Genomic DNA, 23,490 nt, shown 5'->3' with positions numbered 1-23,490 from the left:
TCCCACATCCTTGACACCGCAGGGGGGTTCGACGGTCAGCAGCTCACCGGTGCTCTCGTGGGGCCGGGTCGCCGAGGCCACGACCTACGACGTCGAGGTGGCCTCCTCCTCGTCGTTCACCACACCGGTGTTCACCAAGACCACGACCAACCGCCACATCGTGCCGACCGTGCAGTTGCCCGACGGAGCGGTCTACTGGAGGGTGCGCGCCAACGGTCCGGCCGGGGCCAGCGCGTGGGCGCTGGCCGGCATCACGGTGAGCGCGACGCTGCCCCCGACCCCGACCGCGCCCGGAAACGGCGGACCGGCCCTGGCCCAGCCGGACGAGCCACCCCTGCTCACGTGGACCGCGGTCAAGGCAGCCGTGAGCTACCAGGTCGAGGTGGACCCCGATGGTGACTTCGTGGGAGCCGCCTCCTACTCCACGAAGACGACGTCATTGGTCGTGCCCGACCCCAAGGCCGACGGCACCTACAACTGGCGCGTTCGCGCTCTGCTGTCGAACGGCCTCTACACCGCCTTCTCGTCCCCGTGGTCCTTCACGGTCGGGGCGCTGAAGCAGGTCCAGACGCTCACCCCCGCCGAGAACACCGCAGTCGAGGATGTCTTCCTCTCGTGGAGCCCTGTCAAGGGAGCCAAGACCTATGAGCTCCAGGTCAGCACCGACCAGGACTTCAACACCATCATCGACACCAGGGTCAACATCAAGGGCACCCGCTACAGCCCGGCCACGACGTATCTCAACGACCAGTACTACTGGCGCGTGCGCGCGCGGAACAACCTCGGTGAGACGATCGACTGGGTGGCCGTGACACCACTGAAGAACTTCCAGAGGCACTGGCCTGACAAGCCCACGCTCGTCTACCCACCCAGCACCGTGTCCCCTCCCGTGGGCGACGACTTCTACTACCAGTGGACCCCGGTGGAGCACGCCACGCGCTATCAGCTCGACGTCAGCACCGATCCCAACTTCAGCACCTTCGTCTCGTGCTTCACGCCGCAGACGACGTATGCCGCCGGGTACTTCGACCTGGCCGCGTACAAGTGCACACCTGGACAGGGCACCGTGACCTACTGGCGCGTGCGTGCGCTCGACGAGCCGGCCAACGTGCAGGGGATCTACTCCACCATCGGGACGTTCGTCTACGCGTCCGCCGCGGTGCTGCGACTCTCACCGTCCAACGGCTCCACAGTGGGCACGCCGACATTGAGGTGGCAGGCTGCCCAGGATGCGGAGAAGTACCGGGTCACGCTGACCGATGGCAGTGGCAGGACCACCACGGCTGACACCTATGCGCTGAGCTGGTCGCCGAAGACGACGGCGCTGGACCCAGCCGACGGCCCTTTCGCCTGGACCGTGCAATCCATTGATGCGAACGGCTTTGTGTCGCCGAAGTATCCGAACTGGACGTTCAACCTCTCACCGGTGGCGGGGACAGGCTCGGCGCCCGACCCGTCGGCTCCAGCTCCCGGGGCCGCCCCCACGACGCGCTTCCCCGCCCTCACGTGGACTCCGGTGGCCAACGCCGCCTACTACCGCGTGGACGTCGGTGTGCACGGGAGCGGCTTCTTCTTCGCCGACAGCCACGCGCCGCTTCTCAGCGACAAGCACCCGTACGCGTCGGCGACCGACACCGGCAAGACGCTCATGGCCGCCGGCCAGTACGACTGGCAGGTGGAAGCCTTCACGAGTGGCAACGTCAGTCTCGGGAGAGGCTCTCTCGGCACGTTCACGATCGCGGACCTGAGCCCGGTGGCTGGCCGGAGACTGGCGCTCGACGGCACGGGCCTCGACCAGACGACTGGATGCACGGCATACCTCGACGCGCCGACCCTCCCCCGGGCATGTGACGGGGTGCCATCGACACCGATACTCGACTGGGACCCCGTGCCTGGCTCTGCCTACTACATGGTCTATCTCGCCCGAGACCGCGAGCTGACCAACCTCGTCTACACGAACGTGCCGGTCACCGTCTCGACGCGGTGGAACCCGACGAGCGCCATCACTCCGAGCGCCCTGCCGGACAGCCAGGCCGGGCAGGCGTACTACTGGTACGTGCGGCCCTGCAAAGCGGACGGGGTGTGCGCACCTGATCCCGTCTCGACGGCATCCGCTGCGACGAACTCCTTCAGCAAGCTGTCTCCGGAGATCTCCCTGACGAGCCCGACCCACGGCGGAAGTGTGAGCAACCAGGCCGTCTTCACCTGGCAGGACTACCTCGCCACCAACGCCGCCACGACCTTCGGAGCAACGAGCGAGCGCAGCAATCAGTCTGCGAAGCAGTACCGCGTGCAGGTCGCTACCGCTGACAGCTTCGCGGCGCCGATCGACACCCAGCTCGTCGACCAGCCCACCTACACCGCGTGGGACAAGACCTACCCCGAGGGGACGCTCTACTGGCGAGTGCAGGCTGTCGATGCCGCAGGCAACGGGCTCCAGTGGTCACGGACGTTCTCGTTCGTGAAGACCAGCCCCGCGCCAGCACTCACGGCACCCAAGGGCGCGATCGGGACTCTGACGCAAGCCTGCCCGACCATCGGATCCAGCGGTTGCACGAGCGGCACCTCGCCCTTCACGTGGGCGGCCACCGACTATGCCGGGAGCTACCAGCTCGAGGTCTACAAGAACGATGACATCAACTGGTCGTCGACCAACCGGGTGGTCAACGTCCTCAGCAAGCAGGCCGCGTATGCCCACACCACTCCACTGCCGGCCAGTTCTGCCGCCTACGTCTGGCGCGTCGCTCGGCTCGACGCCGACGGCAGGGCCGGGCAGTGGTCGGCGAGCGGGCGCTTCTTCGCCCGTGGAGCCGTCCCAACCCTCACCGCACCTGGAGCAGGCGCCATTGTGAATGGTTACGGCGCCTACTTCTCGTGGTCGGAGACACCCGGAGCGGTGACGTATCGCTTTGAGCGTCGGACTGCCGGCGGCGCGTCAACGACAGAGAAGGTGCCGACTGCTGCTCAGGCGTATGCGCCCACGGCTGTCATGGCGACCGGGTCCTGGGAATGGCGTGTGGCCGCGCTCGATGTCGCGGGCACAGAGATCGGCGCGAGCGACTGGCGGAGCTTCTCCGTCGACAACAACCGAGGTTCCTACACAGCCGTCTCGCCGCGACGCTTCTTGGACACGCGGACTGGCCTTGGTGCGGCCAAGGCCAAGGTCGGCGCTGGCCGCACCATCAATGTCGTCATTCCTGGCCTTCCGGCAGCAGTCAGCTCAGTCGTGCTCAACGTCACCGCCACCAACGTGACGGCAACCGGACATGTGATCATCTGGCCGTACGGACAGGCACGTCCCACCACGTCGAACCTCAACTTCACGGCGGGCAAGACGGTGCCCAACATGGTGACGGTGCGCGTGGGATCCGGAGGACGGGTCAGCCTCTACAACTCGGCGGGCACAAGCGACCTGATCGCAGACCTCTCTGGCTACTTTGTCCCTGATCTCGGATCGGGCTTCACTCCGGTGGCACCCACCCGGGTGCTCGACACCCGCAGCGGCGTCGGGGGGCACAGCGGCACAGTCGGATCCGGACAGACGATCACGTTGACCGTGCCCGGTATCCCTTCGGGGACAAAGGCCATCGTCCTCAACCTGACGGTGACCGCTCCTTCGACAGGGGGCTACCTCTCCGTTCATCCCTACGGTTCACCCCGACCCACGGTCTCGAGCGTCAACTTCACCAAGGGGCAGACGGTCCCGAATCTCGTGACAGCTGCGGTCGATGGGTCCGGCCGGGTCAGCATCTACAACTCCAGTGGCACCACCCACATCATCGCCGACCTCGCCGGCTACTACGCATTGGGACAAGGTGGCGAGTTCGCAGGCATCAACCCGACTCGCGTGATGGACACCCGGTCGGGAGTGGGGGTTGCCAAGGGCAAGATCACCGGCGGGTCGACAAAGACCCTGACGATCCCGGGCCTGCCGGCAGGTACAACCGCGGTCGCCATCAACGTCACGGTCGCGGCTCCAACCAGTGGGGGCTTCTTGACGGTCCATCCATCTGACGCACCCCGATCGTCCGCGTCCAACCTCAACTTCACCGCGGGCCAGACGATCGCCAATATGGTGGTCGTGAAGGTCGGCGCAGGCGGAAAGGTGAGTTTCTACAACTCCAATGGCGCAACGGACGTGATCGCCGACCTGGCCGGGAGCTACTCCGGCTGAGGGATGGGCCCCGTGGCGAACAGGGCCCGTTGCGAAGATCGTTGGAGCCAGAGGTGGATGTCGGCGACATGCCTTGTGGCGGCCCGGCCATCCGCGAGTTTGACGTGGCGCATGGGGAAGCCGCGTGGCGATTGAGGATGTTGATGCTCACTCTATGGCGGGCCCCACCGTGTAGGGGTCGGTGTCGGAGGCTGGGTGGAACCCTGCTCTCGAAAGTGCGTTCAGGAGGACGCTTGTTCCGTCATGATCTCCGGGTGGCAGTTGACAATGCAGCCGATCGGCGCCGGGCAGCGACCCTGGAGGACCCTACACGGTCGAGCCTCATGGGCTCTAAGCCGGATTCGACCTCGCCTGACAGCGGACTTCCGCTGCGAGCTCGACGGGTCCTCCCAGGGGTCTTGGTCCTGATCATGGTCGTGTCGGCGCTCGCACCGATCTCGGACCCTGACACGTTCTGGCACATCGCCACGGGTGACTACCTACGTGCCACGTGGACGTTCAGCGGTCCCGACCCTTGGAGCAATCAGTCCACGCGGACCTGGCGCCTTCATGAATGGCTGCCAGAGCTTGCCATGAGTTGGGCCCAGCAACTGGGCGGCTTGCCTGCTGTGGCGTGGCTCCTCCCACTGGGGGCGGCGGCAATTCTCCTGATCCTGTGGGTAACCCTTCGCGAGCACGCCTCGCTCCTAATCACTGCTCTGGTGATGACGTGCACGTTCTTCGCTATGAGCAGCAGCTTCTCTTTGCGGCCCCACCTGGTGACATTCGCCTTGACGATCCTTGTAACCGCAGCATGGCTTAGAACGGCTTCAGATCTTCGCCCAAGATGGTGGCTAGTACCACTCTCCTGGGCATGGGCCTGCAGTCATGGCATGTGGTTTGTTGGAGCCGCAATCGGATTTGTGACCGTGGCAGGCATGGTGTTGGACGGCTCCGTCACCGCACGTCGTGGGCTTCGGCTTGCGCTTGTCCCCCTTGCGTCTGTCGCCGCGGCAGCGCTAACGCCAGTTGGCCCGGCGCTCCTCCTCAGCCCCCTTGAAGTGCGGGGCTACACCCACTTCGTTCAAGAGTGGCTGCCCCCCTCGCTAGGCAATCCCGGGTTTCTGGGTTTCCTGATTTTGAGCACCGCGTGCCTCGTACCATGGTTGCGCGCCGGGGTGAGAGTACCTTGGACGCGCATTCTGTTGACCGCGCTGGCAACAGCTCTGGCGCTGGCGTACGTCCGGACTGTCCCGGTGGCTGCGGCCATCATGGCACCGCTCGCGGCCATCTCTCTGCAGTCCGTCTCAGGACTCCGTCGAGAGCCCCTTGGGCGCCCGGAGGCTGTCGTCACGGTCATCCTTGCGACGGTGGGTCTAGTGATCGCTGGCGCAATCGCTCCCGCGCGCGCCTCATTTGCCTCAGGCGGCGCCAACGAGCTCAGCCCAGCACTTGACCGGCTTTCATCCGGGACGGTTATATGCAACGAATACGGCCTGGGTGGCTGGCTCATCTGGAGGCACCCGCACCTTCGACCCACCATTGACGGACGGACGGAGATCTACTCGCTCGACGAGGTGGAGGGCTACATGAGATTCCGGCGTGCGCAGCCAACCTGGGAGCAATACCTTCTTCAGACCGGATGCACGCATGCACTTCTGGGTGTGGACCTCCCTGCAACAGCAGGCCTACAGAGGCAAGAGGGCTGGACCCTTGTCGCTCAGAGCAACGCCCATGTTCTCCTCACCCTTCCGGCCAAGCGTTGAATCTGGCTCAGCAACGGGCAAGGGACGCGCCCTGGGAGTTAAAGCCAGGTCTGTGGCTCGTCTCTGGTTCCGCGAGGCATCAGACCTGACTCGTGCCACTTTCCTCGATTCGGGCTTTCGCGTCTGCGTTCGTGCTGGTCAGCAGTTTGCGAGTGGACGAATTGACGTACCCCGCTCATCGACCGAACAGTGATCCGTCGGTTCGCGTTGAGGCCACGACGACTCGGCCGATCGTGTGCGCAACCATCGCAAGGTGAGGGCTGGACCGTCGTGAGCGGGGGTAACGGGTTCGATGAGCCGTCATGAAAGCTCCTTACTGAGCTCCGCGGCTCGCTCGCCGCCCCTCATGGGCTCGACGAGCCCAGGATCTTCACCTTGACCACCGGGCGCACGCCTGCCGCCGAGGCCCCAAGCCCTGCCACTCGGTCCCTCGGCGCGCCACGACGGGCGAAGGGGATCGATGACGCCGTCCACGCACGGTTCAAACGACGTACCCCGGTGGCACGAGTCGGGGGCAAGGGACGCGCCCTGGGAGTTAAAGCCAGGTCCGTGGCTCGTCTCTGGTTCCGCGAGGCATCAGAAGCCTGAGAACGACTCCATCAGACGAATGACGCCGGGGCCGATGATGACGATGAAGAGGGCAGGAAAGATGCAGAGCAACAGTGGAAAGACGATCTTCACCGTCACCTTCTGAGCCGTCTCTTCCGCCTTCTGCTTGCGGACGAGGCGCATGGTGGCGGTTTGCTCGCGCAGCACGGTCGCGATAGGCAAGCCCAGGCGATCAGCCTGGACGAGTGCGGTGGTGAAGTTCTTCACCTGCGGAAGAGCGACGCGATCGCCCATCGCGGCGAAGGCCTCGCTGCGCGAGCTCCCGATCTGGATCTCCGAAAGAACTCGCGCGAACTCCCCTGCGATCGGTCCTTCAATGTTGCGCGCGACCTGCATGAGCGCCGCATCAAAGCCCTGCCCTGCCTCCACGCAGACGGTCAACATGTCGAGCGCCTCGGCGAGGCCCTTGGCCGTCTCCTCTTGGCGGCGCAGAGCCAGGTTGTAGAGGAACAGGTCAGGGAGGTAGAAGACGGCCATCCCAACCGCGACAGCAACCAGAAGTCCTTTCAGTGACAGTCCAGCCCAGGCGAAGCTGAGGAACACACCCACGACGAGGGCGGCACCCTTGACACCCATCACTCTCTCGACGGTCCACGGGCTCGGGTTCCCGGCCCTGTCGAGCATGGTGGCGATTCTGTCGCCGGTGCCCTTGGGTGAGACGGCCACCGCCAGGCCGCGCATCTTGTCCATCAGCGGTTGGACGAAGCGCTCCTTGGCCGGTAGCTGCGAACGAGTGACGGTGTCAGCCCCCACCGTCTGGTCGATGAGGGCCAGGGATTTGGCGACCCCCGTCGGGCCGCTCGAGGTAAAAATCAGGGTCAGCACGCCCGCCAGAAGGGCTAGCCCCAACAGCGCTGCCCCCGCGTAGACGGTGTTCATCGTCATACCTCGATCCGAACGACGCGACGCATCCACACGACGCCGACAACCATGAGGCAGAGACCGCCGATGATCATGGCTATCCCCAACCCGGTTGTCCAGAGGAGGCTGATGTAGTCGTAGTTGACCATCAGCATGTAGAGGAACATCCCGAAGGGCAGGATGATGAGGATCTGCGCGGAGAGCCGCCCCTCCGCCGACAGCGAGCGGACCTGACGCTGGATCGACTCTCTCTCGCGAAGGGTCGCTGCCGTCGTCGTCAACGTATCGGCGAGGTTGCCTCCCACCTCGCGCTGGATGCGGATGGCCATCACAGCCCACCGCATCGCCTTGCTGTCCATACGCGTGGCCATGTGATCGAGGGCATCGGAGACGTCCGTGCCGATGCGCGTCTCAGCAAGGGCGCGGGAGAACTCCTTGGCGGCAGGCTCGGCGGCATCTCGCGCGACCGCGTCAAGTGCCTGAGGCAGGCCAAAACCGCTGCGGAGGCTGGTGGCGACGAGCATGAGAACGTCGGGCAGGATCCGCTCGAAGGCCGCCGCCCGCCGGCTCGCGAGGTGCCGCAGGACGAACGACGGCAGCGCGAATCCCAGGAGACCCCCACCAACGACCCCTAGCAGGAGTCCCACCGCACGTGCGTCCCGCATGAGGACAAAGCCGAAGAAGGCACCAGCCAGGCAGGCGAGCGCCACCACCAGGAACCATTCGCCTGCCCTGAAGGGGAGATCCGCACGATCGATGAGGGCCATCGTCTTGGCCGTGCCCCGTCGACCCTTCATCATCGTGTCTCCGAAGGCCACGAGTTGCTCGGTGACCGCAGTCTGCTGCGCCTTCTGCTCGGACCTGGATCGAGTCCTGGGACCGACCACGTAAGCCTCGATGCCGGCCACCCGTCGCTCCCTCCGTGTCTGGAGAGAAGGGGCAAGCACGACGCCGACGAGCAGGAACAGCCCGAGCCCGATGAGTGCGGCCGCGACCCAGACGAGCCACGGCTCGACCTTGGGAGCGGGCAGCACGAAGGAGCCAAGGGCCTGGGCAGGCGCAGTCGACTGGGGTACCGAGGCGGACGGTGTCGGCACAGTTGCGGCGTCAGCGAAGTTCACCGTGCGTGTGAAGGAGAATGCGGTCGGGCCGGCTCGCCCTGACAGCTCCACCTCGTGCGGTCCAGTCAGGGGCTCCGCGGTCGCCATTGAGAACTGCACCTGCGCATCTAGGGCTCGCGCTGAGTCACGGAATGCTGCGGTCACGGCTGCGGTGTCATCAGCGGCGACGACCGAGCCGCCATTGGCAGCCGCGAAGCCCTTGATCGCGGCGACAGCGTCGGGGTCGTCGGTCTTGAACTGCACGACGTCCGTGCGCACGCCGGCGCTCTTCAACAGGTTCGTCACCTGTGTTCGGGCGGCCGAGCGGTTGTCGGCGATCGTGTCGGCGCCGTCACTCAGCAAGACGATGCTCCGGTCGCCTTTGGGGCCAAGCGACGTGATGGCGCTCCGCATGCCGGCGTAGAGGCTGGTGTCCCCGCGCGCCGCCAATCCGTTGACCACACGCTGGACGGCAGCCCGGTCAAGCGTCGGCGCCAGGTCCACACCCGCGGTGGTTGCAAACGTGGTGACACCGACCCGGACATCGGCCGGCACGTTTTGGAGGTACTCGGCCGTGGCGGTGCGCACGGTTGCCATGCCGGTGCTGCCCATCGAGCCACTCGTGTCGATGACGAGCATCGCGCGACGCTCGAGCTTGGGCGTCTGCTTGACGATTGCCTGCACAGGCTCGCCGTCGATCGATGCCCGCAGGCTGGCGGGCTCGACTTGCGCGGCGGACTTGCTGCGCAACGTAAGCACTCCGACGACGCCCGTCGCGTCAGCCTTGACTTCGCTCAAACCCACGGTCACCGGGTCCGCAGCATTCGCGGCGGGCGCAGTGACGACCTGCGCAGTCATGATGCAGGCGATGACCACGACCAGCCGGATGCGGCGCAACCAGCTGGTCACAACCCGCCCCGGGCAAACATCGTCATAGGCAGCTCCACCCCTAGATCGCTGAGATCGGCGGTGAATTTGGGCCGGATCCCCGTCGGCCTCAGGTGACCACGGAACCGTCCCATCTCGTCCCGCCCAGCCGAGTAGTCGAAGGTGAAGATGTCCTGAAGGGTGATCACGTCGGACTCCATGCCGACGACCTCAGTCACAGCGACGATTCGTCGGGAACCGTCCTTGAGGCGGCTCTGCTGAATGATGAGGTCCACCGCGCCCGACACCTGCTCCCTGATCGCGCGCACCGGCAGATCGACCCCCGCCATCAGCACCATCGTCTCGAGTCGGGAGAGACTGTCGCGAGCGGAGTTGGCGTGCACCGTGGTGATCGAGCCGTCATGCCCGGTGTTCATGGCCTGGAGCATGTCCAGTGCCGCCCCGTCACGGACCTCCCCGACGATGATGCGGTCAGGGCGCATGCGCAAGGAGTTGCGCACGAGGTCACGGATCGGCACGGCACCGCGGCCCTCGATGTTGGGGGGGCGCGCCTCGAGGCGCAGCACATGCTCCTGGTGAAGCTGCAGCTCGGCAGAGTCCTCGATGGTGATGATGCGCTCATCGTCGGGCAGGAACGAGCTGAGCACATTGAGAGTGGTCGTCTTGCCGGAACCGGTCCCACCAGAGATGACGATGTTTCGGCGACCACGAACGCACGCGTAGAGGAAGTCGCGCACCTGCTGCGTCATCGTCCCGAAAGCCAACAGATCGCGGTCTGTAAAGGGATCAGCAGCGAACTTGCGGATAGTCAGAAGTGCGCCGTCGAGCGCGATGGGCGCGACCACTGCATTCACGCGCGAGCCGTCGGGTAGTCGAGCATCGACCATTGGGCTCGACTCGTCGACGCGCCGGCCCACCCGCGACACGATCTTGTCGATGGTTCGACGCAGATGGGCGGCATCTGAGAACTGCGCCTCCACGGGAAAGATGCGCCCGTCGCGCTCAATGAAGATCTCGGATGGCCCGTTGACCATGATTTCCGTGACATCGGCGTCGCGCAGATAGGGCTCGAGAGGACCGTGTCCGAGGATGTCGTCCGAGACGTCTTGGGCGATCTTCGTGCGGTCTGCCTGAGAGAGCGGCGTCTGCTCGGCATCGATCACCTGCTGCAGCGTGGTCCGGACCTGCGCGGCCAGTTCGTTCTCTGAGAGGTGCGGGTCGTACAGGCGAGGCCCAAGCGACTCCACCAGAGCTTGATGCACGCGCTCCTTGACCAACGCGAAGGGGTCCACCCCGCGACGGGTTGCACCGCGCCCACGCAGTGCTGCAGGGCCCTGCCCGAAGGACCCCTGGAGCTGCCGGGCCTGGTCGAGACGATCAGCGAGGTTGCTCACTTCTTGCTCCTCAGCAGGCTGAAGGACCGCTTGGCACCATTGCGCACGGGTCCGCCGAAGCGCTGCCGGATCTCGACGTCGACGAGCTCACGGATGGCGATCGAAACCGGGCTCCTCGGCTCATCCAGCACAATGGCGACACCGCGGTTGACGGATGCCGGCACACTCAGACTGTTAGGGATGTTCGCGCTGATCGACTGCTTCAGGGCAGTCTCGACATCCCCTGGCTTGAGGCCCACCTTCGCGTCGGAGCGGTTGAGCACGATGCAGCGCGCCTCACTCGGCGCTCCCAAGGTGTCGAGGGTGTTGATCGCGATCCGCAGGTTCTTGACCGCGGGAACATCGAGGGTCGCGATCAACAGCGTGACATCGCTGAGATCGAACGCCGCGAGCACGTGCTCCGTGAAAGAGGGAGGCGTGTCGACCACGACGAAGTCGTACTGCGAACGAGCTACCCTTAGAAGCTCGATGACGACGTGAGATGGCACCCTGTCCGCATCGGCGGGGTCGGCGGGAGCAGCAAGCACGTCAAGCCCGCTCGAGTGGGTGGACACCACCGAGGCCAAGCCCTGCTCGTCGAGATGTCCGCTCATGGAGACCACGTCCCGGATCGTGCTCTGAGGCACGAGCTGGAGGCTGATCGCCACGTCGCCGAACATCAGATCCAGGTCCACTAGAAGGGTCTTGGCACCTTCGGACGCGAGCGCGACAGCAACGTTCGTCGAAACCGTGGTCTTGCCGACCCCGCCCTTCGCCGAGAAGACGGTCACGACCTTGCCATCGCGACCGCCGTGAACGCCGTGGTGGCCTGCGAGCTGCACCGTCAGCTGCATGCTCCGACGTACGGCGTCGGCGAGGGCAGGCTGGTCGTCGCCCTGGACAACCTCGCGCACCCCGCTCCGGAGGGCTTGCCCGAGCGCCGTGACATCGAGTCTGTGCCGAAGCAGGATGACGCCCAGCTCAGGTCGGTCGACCCGCTCTCGCTCCGCAAGCTCGCAGGCAGCGTCGAGAGGGACATCGGGACCGATGACGACCAGGGTGTGATCGGGGCGCTCTTCCAAGGCGCGGCTCACTCGGGCTCCAGCATCAAGCTGCTGCACGTCGTTGCCGAGCGCGAACCGGTAGGTCTCGACCGCATTCGGGTCGAGGTCCCAGAGGATCGTCACGGCAGCACCGTCTTGAAGATCGTCATGTCGTTGACCTGGGCGTTCGGGGGGATCTTGGCATCTGAGCCTCGCAAGGCGGCATAGAGCTCGTACTCGTTGATGCCATGGATGAGCCTGGTGGCCTGCTCCGGAGTCACCGCCACGGTCACGAGGAAACTGGCCGCCTTCGACTTGGCCTTGCTGTCTTCCTCCTTCTCCGTCGTTGCGCTCGAGGCCGGCGCCGCAAGAGGAGAGTCGCCCATTCCTATGACCTGGACGTCGTCGAGTAGGACGCTGGTGCCCTTTACGTCGTTGTCGTTGATCGCCTTGGATCGCTCGTCGTCGCCGAGCGCCTTGATCTTGTACGACGAGTAGATGGCGATGCGAGTGCCGGGTGTGACGAAGGTGCCCACACGCGCGGGATCGCTGAGCTCTACTGACACGGCGAGCTTGCCGGATGGCACCTCGATCGCCTTCGAGCCCACGGGGGTCGTGCCGAAGCGGGCAGCGATGAGGAACTCTCCGGCCTGTACCTCTGAGAGTGCCACCAGCGCATTGTTGTCAGCACTCACCTCGGTGAGCGCCCCGCTGGGCACGGCGCTGGCAGCGACACGGGTCTCCTCGATGAGTTCGGTCCGCTGGGCGTCCTTGAGCGAGGTCCCGGCCGGGATCGGTTCCTTGGCTATCCAGACCGCCGTCGGCTGGGCGGCCGCGATGGCGCGCTCGTCCGCCTTCTTGGCGTAGAGGATGACGAGCACAGCGCCGCCGATGGCTAGTAGGACAGCGACCAGCACGGCAAGGATGCGTCGGTTCATGCGGAGTATTTCCTTTGTTGTCAGCCGGCCGGAAGCACAGCGTAGGTGCCGAAGTCGTTGTCGCCGTCGGGCGCCGTGATGGAGTCGACATCCTCAAGGGAGCCCTTGACGAACCACCCCTTGAGGCAGACCTCACTGTTGGAGCAGGCCTCACCAGAGATGCCGCTCAAAAGGTTCACGCTGGGGGCTCGCACGGCGCTGATGTAGAACTTCGCCCAGCCCGCGATGTGATACCACGCCTGCGTGCCGGTGCCGAGGTCAGTGCAGTCGAGGGTGGCAATGTCGGCGGTTGGCGCGCTCGCGCCCCCCTGCACGCAGTCGAAGACCGGCAGCGCCACGACCGTGTTGTGCATGCCAGAAAGCAGCGGCTTGCAGTCGTTGGGCACGGCCGTGCCGGTCTTGGTGTCCACCCACCCCTCGGTGGTGACAGTGGCGACGCACCCGGTCGAGGTGACGAAGCCGAAGGCTCCTGGGAAGTCGTTCATCCCGTTGTAGAAGCAGGTCTTCGGCTCGGCACTCGACGAAGCCTTGAGGTAGATGACCTTCTCCCGGTCGGTAGTCGGCCACGGCGTCTGGCCGGGGCCGCTGCCGTAGCCGTTCGGCCCCGGAAGCTCCGCGACGTAGCCACCATAGTCGTCCATAAAGTACTGCCACTCGCAGACTGAGAACGTGATCGGGATGGTGCCCGTGTAGGACGTCGGCGCACCCCACGCGGCGCGCGCGCAGGCCGACACCGAGCTGTCGGGCGGGGTGCCCACGAGGGTCTGCGCGAAGTATTTCGGCAGGATCGACGTGCCGCCCTCACTCAGGGTGCGGGAATATGTCTCGACGTAGGGAATCTCGGGTTCGTCGGCCAGCCAAGCGGGCACGGGAGGGCACTCGTTGAGGGCCGCGATGTCGGCGGTCTCGCTCGCGGACAGGCATTCCGGCATGCCCGGAAAGGAGCTGCCCGTGGGCGTCCGGGCACACTGCCCGTTCGTCGTGTCAGGGCGGTTGCCGTCCAGCTCAAGCTGAGACAGGCCGTCCGAGCCGGTGTTGGCTTCCAACAGGCTCGTCAGCATCGCGTCGTTCTCGCCGTCATTGGGATCGCATGAAGCCTCGTCCTGCGCGCACACGTCAGCTAGTGCCATAGAAGCCGCGTCAGCGCCGTTCTGCAGCGAGCGTCGCTCGACCATGATCGAGCCGACATCGACCGTGAGCGCGAGCATGCCCATGACCACCGTGGCGAGCAGCACCGCGAACAGCGGCGCGACCGCACCACGCTCACGTGGCCTCCGGGCGCCCCGGCGGCACGAAGGGCTCAACCACCGCATTTCATCACCGCCGTCGACGTGAGGGTGTCCTTGAACGTGTCCGTGCTTCCCATGAACTGCGCGGCGGGGCCGAGCAGGATCCAGTCGAACTCTCTCGACGCCGTGACCTGCGCGGTGTCGCCCGGGCACTGGAAATCGACGGTAATGGTCAGGTCTGACATGTTCGGCGCAGACGACGAGGCGCGATCGACGATCTCATCCGCGCTGGCGTCACTGACCACGGCCGCGCGAGCACCCTCTCGCGCCGCGTTGGAGAGTTGGATCTGAGTGAACATCGCGCGGCCGAAGTCGGTGATCCCACCAAGGATGAGAAGCATGAGCGGAAGCAGGATCGCAAACTCCACCACAGTCGCTCCGCGCTGCGACTGACCGAGCCGAAAGCGCTGACCCCACGTTCTACACCCGTACATCTTGACTTCCCGCTGCATTTTGAGGCTGAAAGGCTGAGCGCGGCTCCCACAGCAGTGAGAGCCGCGCGTCGTGGATCAGCCGATCACGGGATCGCGGTCTCGACATTCGTGAAGGCGTTGAGAATGTCCTGCCCGAGCGTGGCGACAACGGTGACGATGACCGCGACGATGAGCGCGACCATGACGCCGTACTCCACCGCGGTGGCGCCACGCTCTGCCTGGAGGCGCGTCTGGATCTTGGCTGCAAGCTTGGTCATGACTGTCTTCTTTCACGTTTGACGGGCCACCCGATGTGGAACCCCCACGGCGGAGAAACTAGGTGCCCGAAGGTCCTGCTGTCTTCCGAATCGCTGAAACAGTTGAAAATTCCGCAAAGTCTGGGTTGTCGGGGATGGCCGAAGTGTCCGGTTACCGGGTGGCTCCGCATTCAGAGGCCGGCGATCACTTCTTGGAATCCCGGCAGCAGCTTCGGCCCGATGAGAACCACGGTCGAGATGAGGACCCCGATGATGAGCGCAGCCATGACCGCGTACTCAACTGCCGTCGCCCCTCGGTCGCACGCCTGAATGAGTCGTCGTGGCACGACACACCTCCCTCGTTGGACGCAAGCCTAGGGATCGACCGTCTCCGCGAGGGTCGATCGCCCATAAGTCCGCTATGCCCTCGCGCCGTTGCGGGCACGCGTTGAGCACTGGTCCAGCCCAGTCGCTCAATCGACCTCACCCGGACGACGACTCACCTAGCATCGTCTCCGCCACGTTCTTGGCATCCATCCCGTTCGTCCGTGAGGGGCAGCATGGCCGCACCGGTCCCGGCAAGCCAGCAAGCCGTCGGCCTCGACAGCGGTGGCGAAGGCGGAACGCGGCATCTGTCCACCACCCTGTTCGTCCGCATGTGGGCGGCAGCACACGTCATCCACCTTGCCGGTGCGACCGACTCGCGCCTGGACACTCCGTGGAACATCGTCACCTTCGGCACAGCACTGATCGCGGTCTGGTCGCCGAGAGGGAGGTGGCTTGCTGTCATGGCGGGCGCGCAGGTCTTGGACCTCGTCGTCGAGATGCCCTACAGCCCCGATCACTGGATCCTGGCCGGCGCGGTCAACGTGGCGATTCTCCTGACGCTCGCGTGGCGGCGTTCCTGCAGTCTTCCGGCCGTGGCCGCGGCGTTTCCTGCCGCTCGCTGGATCCTGCTCATTGCCTACTCGGCGGCGGCCTTGTCGAAGTACAACGTCACCTTCCTCGATCCGCTGCGCAGCTGCGCCGGAGCCATTGCCGACACCGCGTCGTTCGGGCTGACCCGCGAGTCCGGGCTCGGGCCAGCGTTTGTGATGGCCACCATCGCGTTCGAGACCCTCATCCCGATCCTGCTGATGATCCGTCGCACTCGACGTCACGGTGTCCGTGTCGCGATGGTTTTCCACTTCATCCTCAGCGCAAGTCCCGGCTTCGCCGTCGTCGACTTCACGGCTGCTCTCTATGCTCTCTTCCTGCTCTTCCTCGCCGATGAAGACGTCGCAGCGATCGTCGACCGATTGGCCAGGGTCACCAGCCGATCGGCAATCGTGCGAGATGTGCGTCGGGCACCCTGGCTGGCGATGGCGCTAGCCTTCCTCGCCCTTGGCTTCTTGGGCTACGCATCGGTGCGCGTGTCATCAGCCATCCTCTTCGTGGCCTCAGAGGTCTACCTCATCGCATTCCTGGCCGCCGCCCTGCTCACCTGGAGGACCACACGTTCCGCCCAGGCGCTCGGCCGCCCGCTTGCGGTCCAAGTGTTTGTGCTGCTCGTCGTCGTGGTGTGGGCGGCTATGCCCTACATCGGCGTTCGCACCTCCGGCGTGTTCACGATGTTCTCCGGCCTGCGCACCGAAGGGGCCTCCCCCAACCACGTCTTCATGCCCTCGCTGCAGGTATCCGACTGGGCCAGCGACCTCGTCATCATCAAGCGCTCGAACGACCCGCGCGTCCAAGCTGCGACCGGCGAGACAATTGGCCTGCCTGTCATGGGAATTCGACGACTTGCCACCGAGAATCCTGCCTTGGTCGTGGAGGGGACGCTCAACGGGGCACCGGTCACCTTCGGTCCCGGTGCAGGGCAGATCCAGCTGCAGCCCTTGACCCGCTGGGAGGACAAGCTCCTGCTTTACCGCCCCGTCGCCGTGGGCACCCCGCGCTTCTGTACCATGAGCTGAGGTCGAGCCCCGGGCGGGCATGCGCATTTCAGGGCCGACGCTGCCGCCGGCTCCCGAAGATCCCGCGCCGGCTGGTCGCCTGCTTGGAGCGTGCCTCCTCGTCGTCGCGGACCTGCTGCAGCATCGTCCGTGGCGTCGGCGGCGGCCAGCTCTGGGCGCGCGGGTCGGTCGTGTCCATGTAGAACTCGGTCCACCCGTAGTCGTCGCGATAGCGCAGCTTGCCGTCGCCCACGTAGTACCAGCCTGCCGGCTTCTCGCTCATGCTTCCCCCAAGGACGCGTCGGACTCCCCCTGCCCCGCCCTCAATGTAGGTCCAGGGGCCACCCCGCGACCAGCACCTGCGGGCAGGCACCCAGCCAACGCGCACCAGCGCCGGCACCCAGCCGCCCGATAGGATCGTGAACGGCTCACAGCACAGCTGCCCGTGGCCATGGTGTGCCGGGAAGTCTGGTCGGCGTCCGATGACCCCTGCATCGAAGGGACCACCTGTGAGCGACAACCCGAACCCCAGCAAGTCCACCAAGCTCCTCAGCCGCAGCTCGTGGCGCGAGACGAGCTACGTCGCCGACCTGCTCCGCACCGAGACGGTGGGTGGCGCGATCCTGCTGATCGCGGCAGTCGCCGCGCTCGTGTGGGCCAACTCCCCGTGGCGAGAGGCCTATTCGACCCTGCGCGACACCGTGGTGGGTCCGGAGTCGCTGCACCTCAACCTCAGCCTCGGCACGTGGGCGGCCGACGGCCTGCTCGCGATCTTCTTCCTCGTCGCCGGCATCGAGCTGAAGCGCGAGTTCGTCGCAGGAGAGCTCTCCGACCGGCGCAAGGCCGCCCTGCCGATCGCCGCCGCGGTCTGTGGCGTCGTGCTGCCCGCCGTCCTCTTCGTCGTCACGGTTCTCGCGCTCACGGCCGGCGACAGCAGCGCCGACGTCAGCGGGATGCTGCGTGGGTGGGCCATCCCCACCGCCACCGACATCGCCTTCGCCCTCGCCGTGCTCGCGGTCATCGGCACGCACCTGCCGAGTTCGCTGCGGTCCTTCCTTCTGACCCTCGCCGTCGTCGACGACCTCATCGCGATCACGATCATCGCCGTCTTCTACACCGCGAGCGTTCAGTTCCTGTGGCTGCTCGCCGCCGTCGTGCCGCTGGCCGTGTGGCGCTTCCTCCTCAAGCGCAAGCTGACCAACCCCTTCCTCCTCGCCATCCCCGCCCTGCTCGCGTGGATGTTCGTGCACAACAGCGGCGTGCACGCGACCGTCGCCGGCGTGCTGCTCGGCCTCCTCGTGCCGGTGCACCGCGAGGTCGAGGACGACCCCAACCGCCACTCCCTCGCCGAGAAGCTCGAGCACAAGATTCGGCCGTTCTCGGCGGGCTTCGCCGTGCCCGTCTTCGCCTTCTTCGCGGCCGGCGTCACCGTCGTCGGCGGCGGCTTCTCCGAGGCCGTCACCGATCCGGCAGCCATCGGTGTCGTCGTCGGCCTCGTCGTCGGCAAGGCTATCGGCATCTTCGGCGGGACGTGGGCCCTGGCGCGCTTCACTCGGGCTGAGCTCGACGAGGACCTCAGCTGGACCGACATCTTCGGCCTCTCGCTGCTCGCCGGCGTCGGCTTCACCGTGAGTCTGCTCGTCGGCGAGCTCGCCTTCGGCACCGGCTCCGAGCGCGACGACCACGTCAAGCTCGCTGTTCTCGTCGGCAGCCTCATCGCGGCCCTGCTGGCCACCGTCGTGCTGCGCTCGCGCAACCGGCACTACCGCGACGTGCACGCGCGCGAGACCGAGGACCGCGATCTCGACGGCATCCCCGACATCTACGGCCGGCCGAGCTGACCACCCCGCGAGACTCCCGCACACCACACGGCTGACCCGCCCCCATCCGTGCACGTCTGGGTAAGTGCAGCACAGTAGGGTGGCATCGGCGGCGCACAGGCGTGGCCCACGGCATGATCGAGGAAGTGAGTCCATGAGCACGGATCCCCGGCCGGAGCGGACGCTGGGCCAGTTGGTTGCTTCGGCGACCCAGGACATCTCCGCACTCATCCGGAGCGAGATCGCGCTCGCCAAGGCCGAGATCGCCGTCCAGGCGAAGAAGGCCGGCGTCGGCGGTGGCCTGCTCGCAGGCGCAGCGGTCGTGCTCTTCTACTCGGTCTACTTCATCTTCATCACCCTCGCCGAGGGCATCCAGGCGATGGGGCTGCCCCGCTGGGCCAGCTTCCTCATCGTCACGCTCGTGATGCTCATCGTCGCCGCCGTGCTCGGCCTGCTCGGGGTGCGCAAGATGAAGACCGTGCAGCCCTCGCCCGACAAGGCGATCGGCGAGGCGCAGCAGACCGTCGCCGGCATCAAGGCCGCGATCGCCAACCCCGGCACCGTCGTGCCGGCACCGCCGCCCTCGTGGGACCCCCGCGTCGCCAAGGCGACGACCAACCGCGCGACGACCTCCGTCAGCGCCACGCCGGCCACCACGCCGACGACGGGCTCCACGGCCACCCCCTCCTCGACCGCCGACACGACGGTCATCACGACGACTGACTCGGCGAGCAAGCCCGACCCGTCGCGCGACGCCTGACCAGCCCGACCCGCCGCACCCATGCCCGTCGACTCTGCCTTCGTCAACATCGACGGTCCGTGGGAGCACCGCTACATCTCGGCCAACGGCGCACGCTTCCACGTCGCCGAGCTCGGTGAGGGCCCGCTCGTCCTGCTCCTGCACGGTTTCCCGCAGTTCTGGTATGCGTGGCGCCACCAGATGGTCGCCCTCGCCGCCGCGGGCTACCGCGCCGCCGCGCTCGACCTGCGCGGCTACGGCGGCTCCGACAAGCCCCCGCGCGGTTACGACACCTACATGGCGAGCCTCGACGCCGCCAGCGTCATCCGCACCCTCGGTGAGAAGGAGGCGGTCATCGTCGGCCAAGGCCTCGGCGGGTGGATCGCGTGGTCCATGCCGAGCCTGCGTCCCGACGTCACCCGCGCCATCGCCTCCCTGTCGATGCCGCACCCGCGCGTCATGCGCCACGCGACGTTCACCGACCACAAGCAGCGCCGGGCCCTGCAGTGGATCGCCGGCCTCCAGAAGCCCTTCGCCCCCGAGCGCGAGATGACGGAGTCGCACGACTACGTCGGCCGCCTCCTCACCTCGTGGTCGTCGCCGTCGAGCACCTTCCCCACCGACGACGACATCGCCCGTTACGGCGACGCCATGATGATCCCCTTCGTCGCCCACTCCGCCGCCGAGCACTACCGCTGGCTCGGCCGCTCGCAGGTCCGCCCCGACGGGCCGCTCTTCATGCGCCGCATCCGCCACGCCATCCGCGTGCCGGTGCTCCAGCTCCAGGGCGCCGACGACGGCTGCGTGCTCCTCGACCCCACCTACGGCTCAGGCGCCTTCGTGCCCGGCGACTACCGCCACGTGAAGATCGACGGGGCCGGGCACTTCCTCGGCGAGGAGGCGCCCGAGCAGGTCAACGCCGCCCTCGTCTCGTGGCTCGACTCCCTTGGCTGACAACGACATCCAGCTCCCCGACGCCGGTGGCGTCACCTGGTCGCTGTGCATCCGCGACGGCTCCGGTATGCCGCTCGCCGAGGTCGACGCCGACGCCTCCCTCCGCACGGCGTCCGTCGGCAAGGTGCTCCTCCTCGTCGAGACGGCGCGCGCCATCGTGGCCGGCGAGCTCTCACCCGACGAGCAACTGACGCGCTCGGTCGAGGAGTGGGTGGGCGACTCCGGACTGTGGCACACCCTCTCGGTCGAGACCCTCCCCCTCGTTGACGTGGCCGCCCTCGTGGGCGCCGTCTCCGACAACCTCGCCACCAACGTGCTGCTCGCGCGAGTCGGGCTGGCCGAGGTCGCCGCCCGTGCCACCGCCCTGGGCCTGCGGGCGACCGCGCTGCACGACCGGGTGCGCGACGACCGCTCGGCCGAGCACGCCGCCACCCTCAGCACCGGCAGCGCCGCCGAGCTGAGCGCGCTCGCCCACCGCATCTCTGCCGGCACCGCCACCGGGCCCGGCTCGGATCTGCTCGTGCGACAGTGGCTCTCGGCCAACGTCGACCAGTCGATGGTCGGCCTGCCGCTCGTCGACCAGGCCGGTATCGATCCCCTTGCCCACCACGACTCGCTCCATCCCGAGCCGGCGCTGTGGAACAAGACCGGCACCGACGCCGGTGTGCGCGCCGACGTCGGCGCCGTCACCATCGCGGGTCTCACCGTCAGCTGGGCCGCGATCGCCAACTGGGAGCCCGCCGTCGGCACCTCCCTCGAGCACCTCACGGTGTGGGCCGTGCTACGCGGCATGCGCCTCGTCGGCGACCATGTCCTTCGACTGCTCACCGCCTGAAGCCTCGCAGGGTTCCAGCATCGCGGAATCCGAGCACGACCGATCTGCTTCGCTTCCCGTGACCACAACCGCGGGAACGGGTGATTCTCGGCGTGATACCGCATTTCGTTGCGAACGGCATGGCCTCCCCTTAGCGTGGCGGTGCCGGCTCGGGGGTGGCGTCGGCACGAGAGGCAGGGGCACATCGGACATGCGCGCCATGCGTGATCCACTGGCACTCGCCATGACAGTGGCGGGGTGGGCGGTCGGCTTGGCCACCACCGCGGTCATCATCGGCACTCCATACCTGCTCTTCGCCTACCACAGCCCTGAACTGCACCTGGTGCTCGACACGGTGGACAGCGGCGTCGCGCTACTCGCGGCATACCTCCTCTACGGACGGTTCACACGCAGTCGGCGTCTTCAGGACGTACTGCTCTCCCAGGGGCTGCTGTTGCTCGGACTCGCTGGCGTCGGGATGACACTGGGCCTTCGCCTGCTCGACGTGGTCCCGGACGAGGCGATCACCGTCTGGCTACCCCTCGCGCTGCGCGCGGTCGGCGCGGGCCTCGTGCTGTCCGCGGCCCTCTCGGGACGGCGCCTCGTGACCGTGGTGCTGCGCCCCGGGCTCTGGGCCGTCCCAGTGGCCGCCGTCGTCGTGGGCTTCTCGGTGCTGTGGCTCCTGCGCGACGTCCTACCGGCCGCCTTGGCGCAGACTCCGCCGGTGTCCGCGGAGCGACCGACGATCAGCGGGCACCCGCTGCTCCTCGGTGCGCAAGCCTTCGGCGCGTGCTGCTTCGGCGCCGCGTCCATCCTCTTCACGCGTCAGGCCCTGCTCGAGGAGCCCGACGGTGGTGACGAGCTGCTGCGGTGGCTCGGGCCTGCCTTCGCGCTCGCCGCCTTTGCGCGCGTCAGCTACGTGCTCTTCCCGTCGCTGTACAGCGAATGGCTCTACACCGGCGACCTGCTGCGCACCGGTTGCTACCTCGTCCTGCTCATCGGTGCGGCGCGGGAGATCAGGCAGTACTGGTCTGCCCAAGCGCGCGCTGCCGTCCTCGAGGATCGACGACGACTCGCCCGCGAGCTGCACGACGGCGTCGTGCAGGAGCTGGCCTACATCCGCTCGGAGGCGCACGACATCGACGCGGACTCGGGTGCGCGACAACGCATCCTCCAAGCCTGCGACCGTGGGCTCGACGAGGCGCGTGGCGCCGTCGATGCATTGGGAAGGAGCACCGACGAGCCGCTCGGATTCGCTCTCCATCGGGCTGCTCGACAGGTCGCGGAGCGCTACCACGCCATTCTCGACGTGGAGGTCGACGACTCCGTGCGAGCCGACCAGGAGCAGCGGCACGCGCTGGTGCGAATCACCCGAGAGGCGGTCTCGAACGCCATACGGCACGGCCGTGCAGATCGCGTCAGGCTGCTGCTGACCGACGGCGAGCAGGGCCGGCGGCTTCTCGTCCAGGACGATGGCGTGGGCTTCGACCCGTCCGCGGCAAGCTGCCGCGCGACGGGCTACGGCTTGACGAGCATGGCGGACCGAGCATCGTCGCTGCACGGCTCGCTCGCCATCGACTCAGCTCCCGGTCGCGGGACCACGGTGGCGGTGACGTGGTGACGGTTCGCGTCGTCATCGCGGACGACCACGCGCGAATGCGTGGTCGGGTGCGTGATGCGCTCGAGTCCGGGGGCTGCGACGTCTGCGGCGAAGGCGCGACCGCCGCCGATGCGGTCCGACTCGTGCAGGAACACGAACCCGACGTGGCGCTGCTCGACATTCACATGCCCGGTAACGGCATCCAGGCGGCCCGAGACATCGTCAGGGCGAACCCCGAGGTGGCGGTCGTCATGTTGACGCAGTCCGCCGAGGACGAGGACCTCTTCGACTCGCTCCGCGCGGGCGCGTCTGGCTACCTGCTCAAGGACACCGACCCGACCCAGCTCGCCGACAGGCTTCGCGGCGTCCTCGCCGGGGAGGGCGCCATGTCGGCCCGGCTGGTGGCCAGGGTCATGGACGAGTTCCGCGCTCCGACGAGGCGTCGCTTCGGTCGGCCGACCGCCGCCGCCGCCAAGCTCAGCGCGCGTGAGTGGGAAGTCATGCAGTTGCTCAGCGAAGGACTGACCACCGACGAGGTCGCCCGCCGGCTCTTCCTGTCGGCGACGACCGTCCGCGTCCACGTGTCCTCGGTGCTCAAGAAGCTCCGCGTGACGGATCGCGAGGGCGCCTTCAGGCTCCTGCGCGGCGAATGACGCCGACACCTTCGTCGACGAGGTGGGTCAATGCATCGATGAGGGCGTCCGCCTCGTGGAGGGTGTACTCATCACCGCCGAGAAGCACGTACGGCCCATCGACCTGCTCCGTGGCGGGGTCGATTGTGGTGCAGAGCCGCAGCGACGTCCCCCTGACGAGCAGCTCCCCACTCACGTGGATCGCATCGTCCTCCCCCGTCCGTATGCCGTGCTGCTGCACACACCAGGTGGGGCAGCTTGCCGGTCGGCCGGCATACGAACCGTTGGTCATGCTCATGACATCCCT

At 66.8% G+C, this 23,490-nt stretch carries 18 protein-coding genes; 8 read left to right on the top strand and 10 right to left on the bottom strand.

Annotated elements, in window-relative coordinates:
• Positions 1 to 10 precede the first annotated feature (10 nt).
• A complete protein-coding gene (locus LG278_RS04260; protein ID WP_404391262.1) occupies positions 11 to 4,174 on the top strand; it encodes a hypothetical protein in 4,164 nt (1,387 codons plus the stop codon).
• 2,321 nt (positions 4,175 to 6,495) lie between these two features.
• Here LG278_RS04260 and LG278_RS04255 read toward each other — a convergent pair.
• The 8 genes from LG278_RS04255 to LG278_RS04220 form a co-directional block, all read right to left on the bottom strand.
• Positions 6,496 to 7,413 (bottom strand): type II secretion system F family protein, encoded by a 918-nt coding sequence (locus LG278_RS04255; protein WP_404391260.1) that lies wholly within the window; start codon positions 7,411 to 7,413, stop codon positions 6,496 to 6,498.
• On the bottom strand, positions 7,410 to 9,398 hold the full coding sequence (locus tag LG278_RS04250; RefSeq protein WP_404391258.1) for a type II secretion system F family protein: 1,989 nt from the start codon (positions 9,396 to 9,398) through the stop codon (positions 7,410 to 7,412). The genes LG278_RS04255 and LG278_RS04250 overlap by 4 nt, the downstream gene beginning before the upstream one ends.
• Positions 9,395 to 10,771: a CpaF family protein gene (locus LG278_RS04245; RefSeq protein ID WP_404391257.1), complete on the bottom strand. Its 1,377-nt coding sequence runs from the start codon at positions 10,769 to 10,771 to the stop codon at positions 9,395 to 9,397. The genes LG278_RS04250 and LG278_RS04245 overlap by 4 nt, the downstream gene beginning before the upstream one ends.
• Positions 10,768 to 11,937: a CpaE family protein gene (locus LG278_RS04240; protein ID WP_404391255.1), complete on the bottom strand. Its 1,170-nt coding sequence runs from the start codon at positions 11,935 to 11,937 to the stop codon at positions 10,768 to 10,770. Before LG278_RS04240 ends, LG278_RS04245 begins: the two co-directional genes overlap by 4 nt.
• Positions 11,934 to 12,731 carry a Flp pilus assembly protein CpaB gene (locus LG278_RS04235; protein ID WP_404391253.1) on the bottom strand — a complete coding sequence of 266 codons (798 nt, stop codon included), beginning with the start codon at positions 12,729 to 12,731 and terminating at the stop codon, positions 11,934 to 11,936. The genes LG278_RS04240 and LG278_RS04235 overlap by 4 nt, the downstream gene beginning before the upstream one ends.
• Positions 12,732 to 12,751: 20 nt before the next feature.
• Positions 12,752 to 13,966 carry a Tad domain-containing protein gene (locus tag LG278_RS04230; protein ID WP_404391251.1) on the bottom strand — a complete coding sequence of 405 codons (1,215 nt, stop codon included), beginning with the start codon at positions 13,964 to 13,966 and terminating at the stop codon, positions 12,752 to 12,754.
• A gap of 65 nt (positions 13,967 to 14,031) precedes the next feature.
• On the bottom strand, positions 14,032 to 14,388 hold the full coding sequence (locus tag LG278_RS04225) for a TadE/TadG family type IV pilus assembly protein (protein WP_404391249.1): 357 nt from the start codon (positions 14,386 to 14,388) through the stop codon (positions 14,032 to 14,034).
• 149 nt (positions 14,389 to 14,537) lie between these two features.
• Positions 14,538 to 14,711, bottom strand: coding sequence for a Flp family type IVb pilin (locus LG278_RS04220; RefSeq protein ID WP_404391247.1), 174 nt, complete (start codon positions 14,709 to 14,711; stop codon positions 14,538 to 14,540).
• 539 nt (positions 14,712 to 15,250) lie between these two features.
• Between LG278_RS04220 and LG278_RS04215 the strand changes: the two genes are divergently transcribed.
• Positions 15,251 to 16,645 carry a hypothetical protein gene (locus LG278_RS04215; protein ID WP_404391245.1) on the top strand — a complete coding sequence of 465 codons (1,395 nt, stop codon included), beginning with the start codon at positions 15,251 to 15,253 and terminating at the stop codon, positions 16,643 to 16,645.
• 28 nt (positions 16,646 to 16,673) lie between these two features.
• Here LG278_RS04215 and LG278_RS04210 read toward each other — a convergent pair whose 3' ends face one another.
• Positions 16,674 to 16,907, bottom strand: coding sequence for a hypothetical protein (locus LG278_RS04210; protein ID WP_404391243.1), 234 nt, complete (start codon positions 16,905 to 16,907; stop codon positions 16,674 to 16,676).
• Positions 16,908 to 17,133: 226 nt separating this feature from the next.
• On the opposite strand from LG278_RS04210, the gene nhaA reads away from it, so the two are divergent.
• The 6 genes from nhaA to LG278_RS04180 all read left to right on the top strand — a co-directional run bounded on the left by nhaA (position 17,134) and on the right by LG278_RS04180 (position 23,204).
• A complete protein-coding gene (gene nhaA / locus LG278_RS04205; RefSeq protein WP_404391241.1) occupies positions 17,134 to 18,465 on the top strand; it encodes a Na+/H+ antiporter NhaA in 1,332 nt (443 codons plus the stop codon).
• A gap of 133 nt (positions 18,466 to 18,598) precedes the next feature.
• A complete protein-coding gene (locus LG278_RS04200) occupies positions 18,599 to 19,204 on the top strand; it encodes a phage holin family protein (RefSeq protein WP_404391239.1) in 606 nt (201 codons plus the stop codon).
• Positions 19,205 to 19,225: 21 nt separating this feature from the next.
• Complete coding sequence (locus LG278_RS04195) at positions 19,226 to 20,137, top strand: alpha/beta fold hydrolase (RefSeq protein ID WP_404391237.1); 912 nt, start codon at positions 19,226 to 19,228, stop codon at positions 20,135 to 20,137.
• Positions 20,130 to 20,972 (top strand): serine hydrolase, encoded by an 843-nt coding sequence (locus LG278_RS04190; RefSeq protein WP_404391235.1) that lies wholly within the window; start codon positions 20,130 to 20,132, stop codon positions 20,970 to 20,972. The genes LG278_RS04195 and LG278_RS04190 overlap by 8 nt, the downstream gene beginning before the upstream one ends.
• 199 nt (positions 20,973 to 21,171) lie before the next feature.
• Entirely contained in the window at positions 21,172 to 22,572 is a 1,401-nt protein-coding gene (locus tag LG278_RS04185) for a sensor histidine kinase (protein WP_404391233.1), read from the top strand.
• The gene (locus tag LG278_RS04180) at positions 22,566 to 23,204 is read left to right on the top strand and encodes a response regulator (RefSeq protein WP_404391231.1); all 639 of its coding nucleotides are present in this window, start codon (positions 22,566 to 22,568) and stop codon (positions 23,202 to 23,204) included. Before LG278_RS04185 ends, LG278_RS04180 begins: the two co-directional genes overlap by 7 nt.
• On the opposite strand, the gene LG278_RS04175 is transcribed toward LG278_RS04180, so the two are convergent.
• Complete coding sequence (locus LG278_RS04175; RefSeq protein WP_404391229.1) at positions 23,182 to 23,481, bottom strand: DUF6907 domain-containing protein; 300 nt, start codon at positions 23,479 to 23,481, stop codon at positions 23,182 to 23,184. The genes LG278_RS04180 and LG278_RS04175 overlap by 23 nt on opposite strands.
• Between the last annotated feature and the right edge of the window lie 9 nt (positions 23,482 to 23,490).

This window comes from Humibacillus xanthopallidus, assembly GCF_044793955.1.
In the GTDB taxonomy this organism is placed as follows: domain Bacteria; phylum Actinomycetota; class Actinomycetes; order Actinomycetales; family Dermatophilaceae; genus Humibacillus; species Humibacillus xanthopallidus_C.
The sequence above is the reverse complement of the archived record's forward strand: the minus strand, read 5'-3'. Positions and strand labels throughout refer to the sequence as shown.

What these genes read in the sequence shown, in the direction of transcription:
- LG278_RS04255 (WP_404391260.1), bottom strand. Translation starts at nt 7,413, where the DNA reads ATGACGATGAACACCGTCTACGCGGGGGCAGCGCTGTTGGGGCTAGCC.
- LG278_RS04235 (WP_404391253.1), bottom strand. Translation starts at nt 12,731, where the DNA reads ATGAACCGACGCATCCTTGCCGTGCTGGTCGCTGTCCTACTAGCCATC.
- LG278_RS04220 (WP_404391247.1), bottom strand. Translation starts at nt 14,711, where the DNA reads ATGACCAAGCTTGCAGCCAAGATCCAGACGCGCCTCCAGGCAGAGCGT.
- LG278_RS04215 (WP_404391245.1), top strand. Translation starts at nt 15,251, where the DNA reads ATGGCCGCACCGGTCCCGGCAAGCCAGCAAGCCGTCGGCCTCGACAGC.
- LG278_RS04210 (WP_404391243.1), bottom strand. Translation starts at nt 16,907, where the DNA reads ATGAGCGAGAAGCCGGCAGGCTGGTACTACGTGGGCGACGGCAAGCTG.
- LG278_RS04200 (WP_404391239.1), top strand. Translation starts at nt 18,599, where the DNA reads ATGAGCACGGATCCCCGGCCGGAGCGGACGCTGGGCCAGTTGGTTGCT.
- LG278_RS04195 (WP_404391237.1), top strand. Translation starts at nt 19,226, where the DNA reads ATGCCCGTCGACTCTGCCTTCGTCAACATCGACGGTCCGTGGGAGCAC.
- LG278_RS04185 (WP_404391233.1), top strand. Translation starts at nt 21,172, where the DNA reads ATGCGTGATCCACTGGCACTCGCCATGACAGTGGCGGGGTGGGCGGTC.
- LG278_RS04175 (WP_404391229.1), bottom strand. Translation starts at nt 23,481, where the DNA reads ATGAGCATGACCAACGGTTCGTATGCCGGCCGACCGGCAAGCTGCCCC.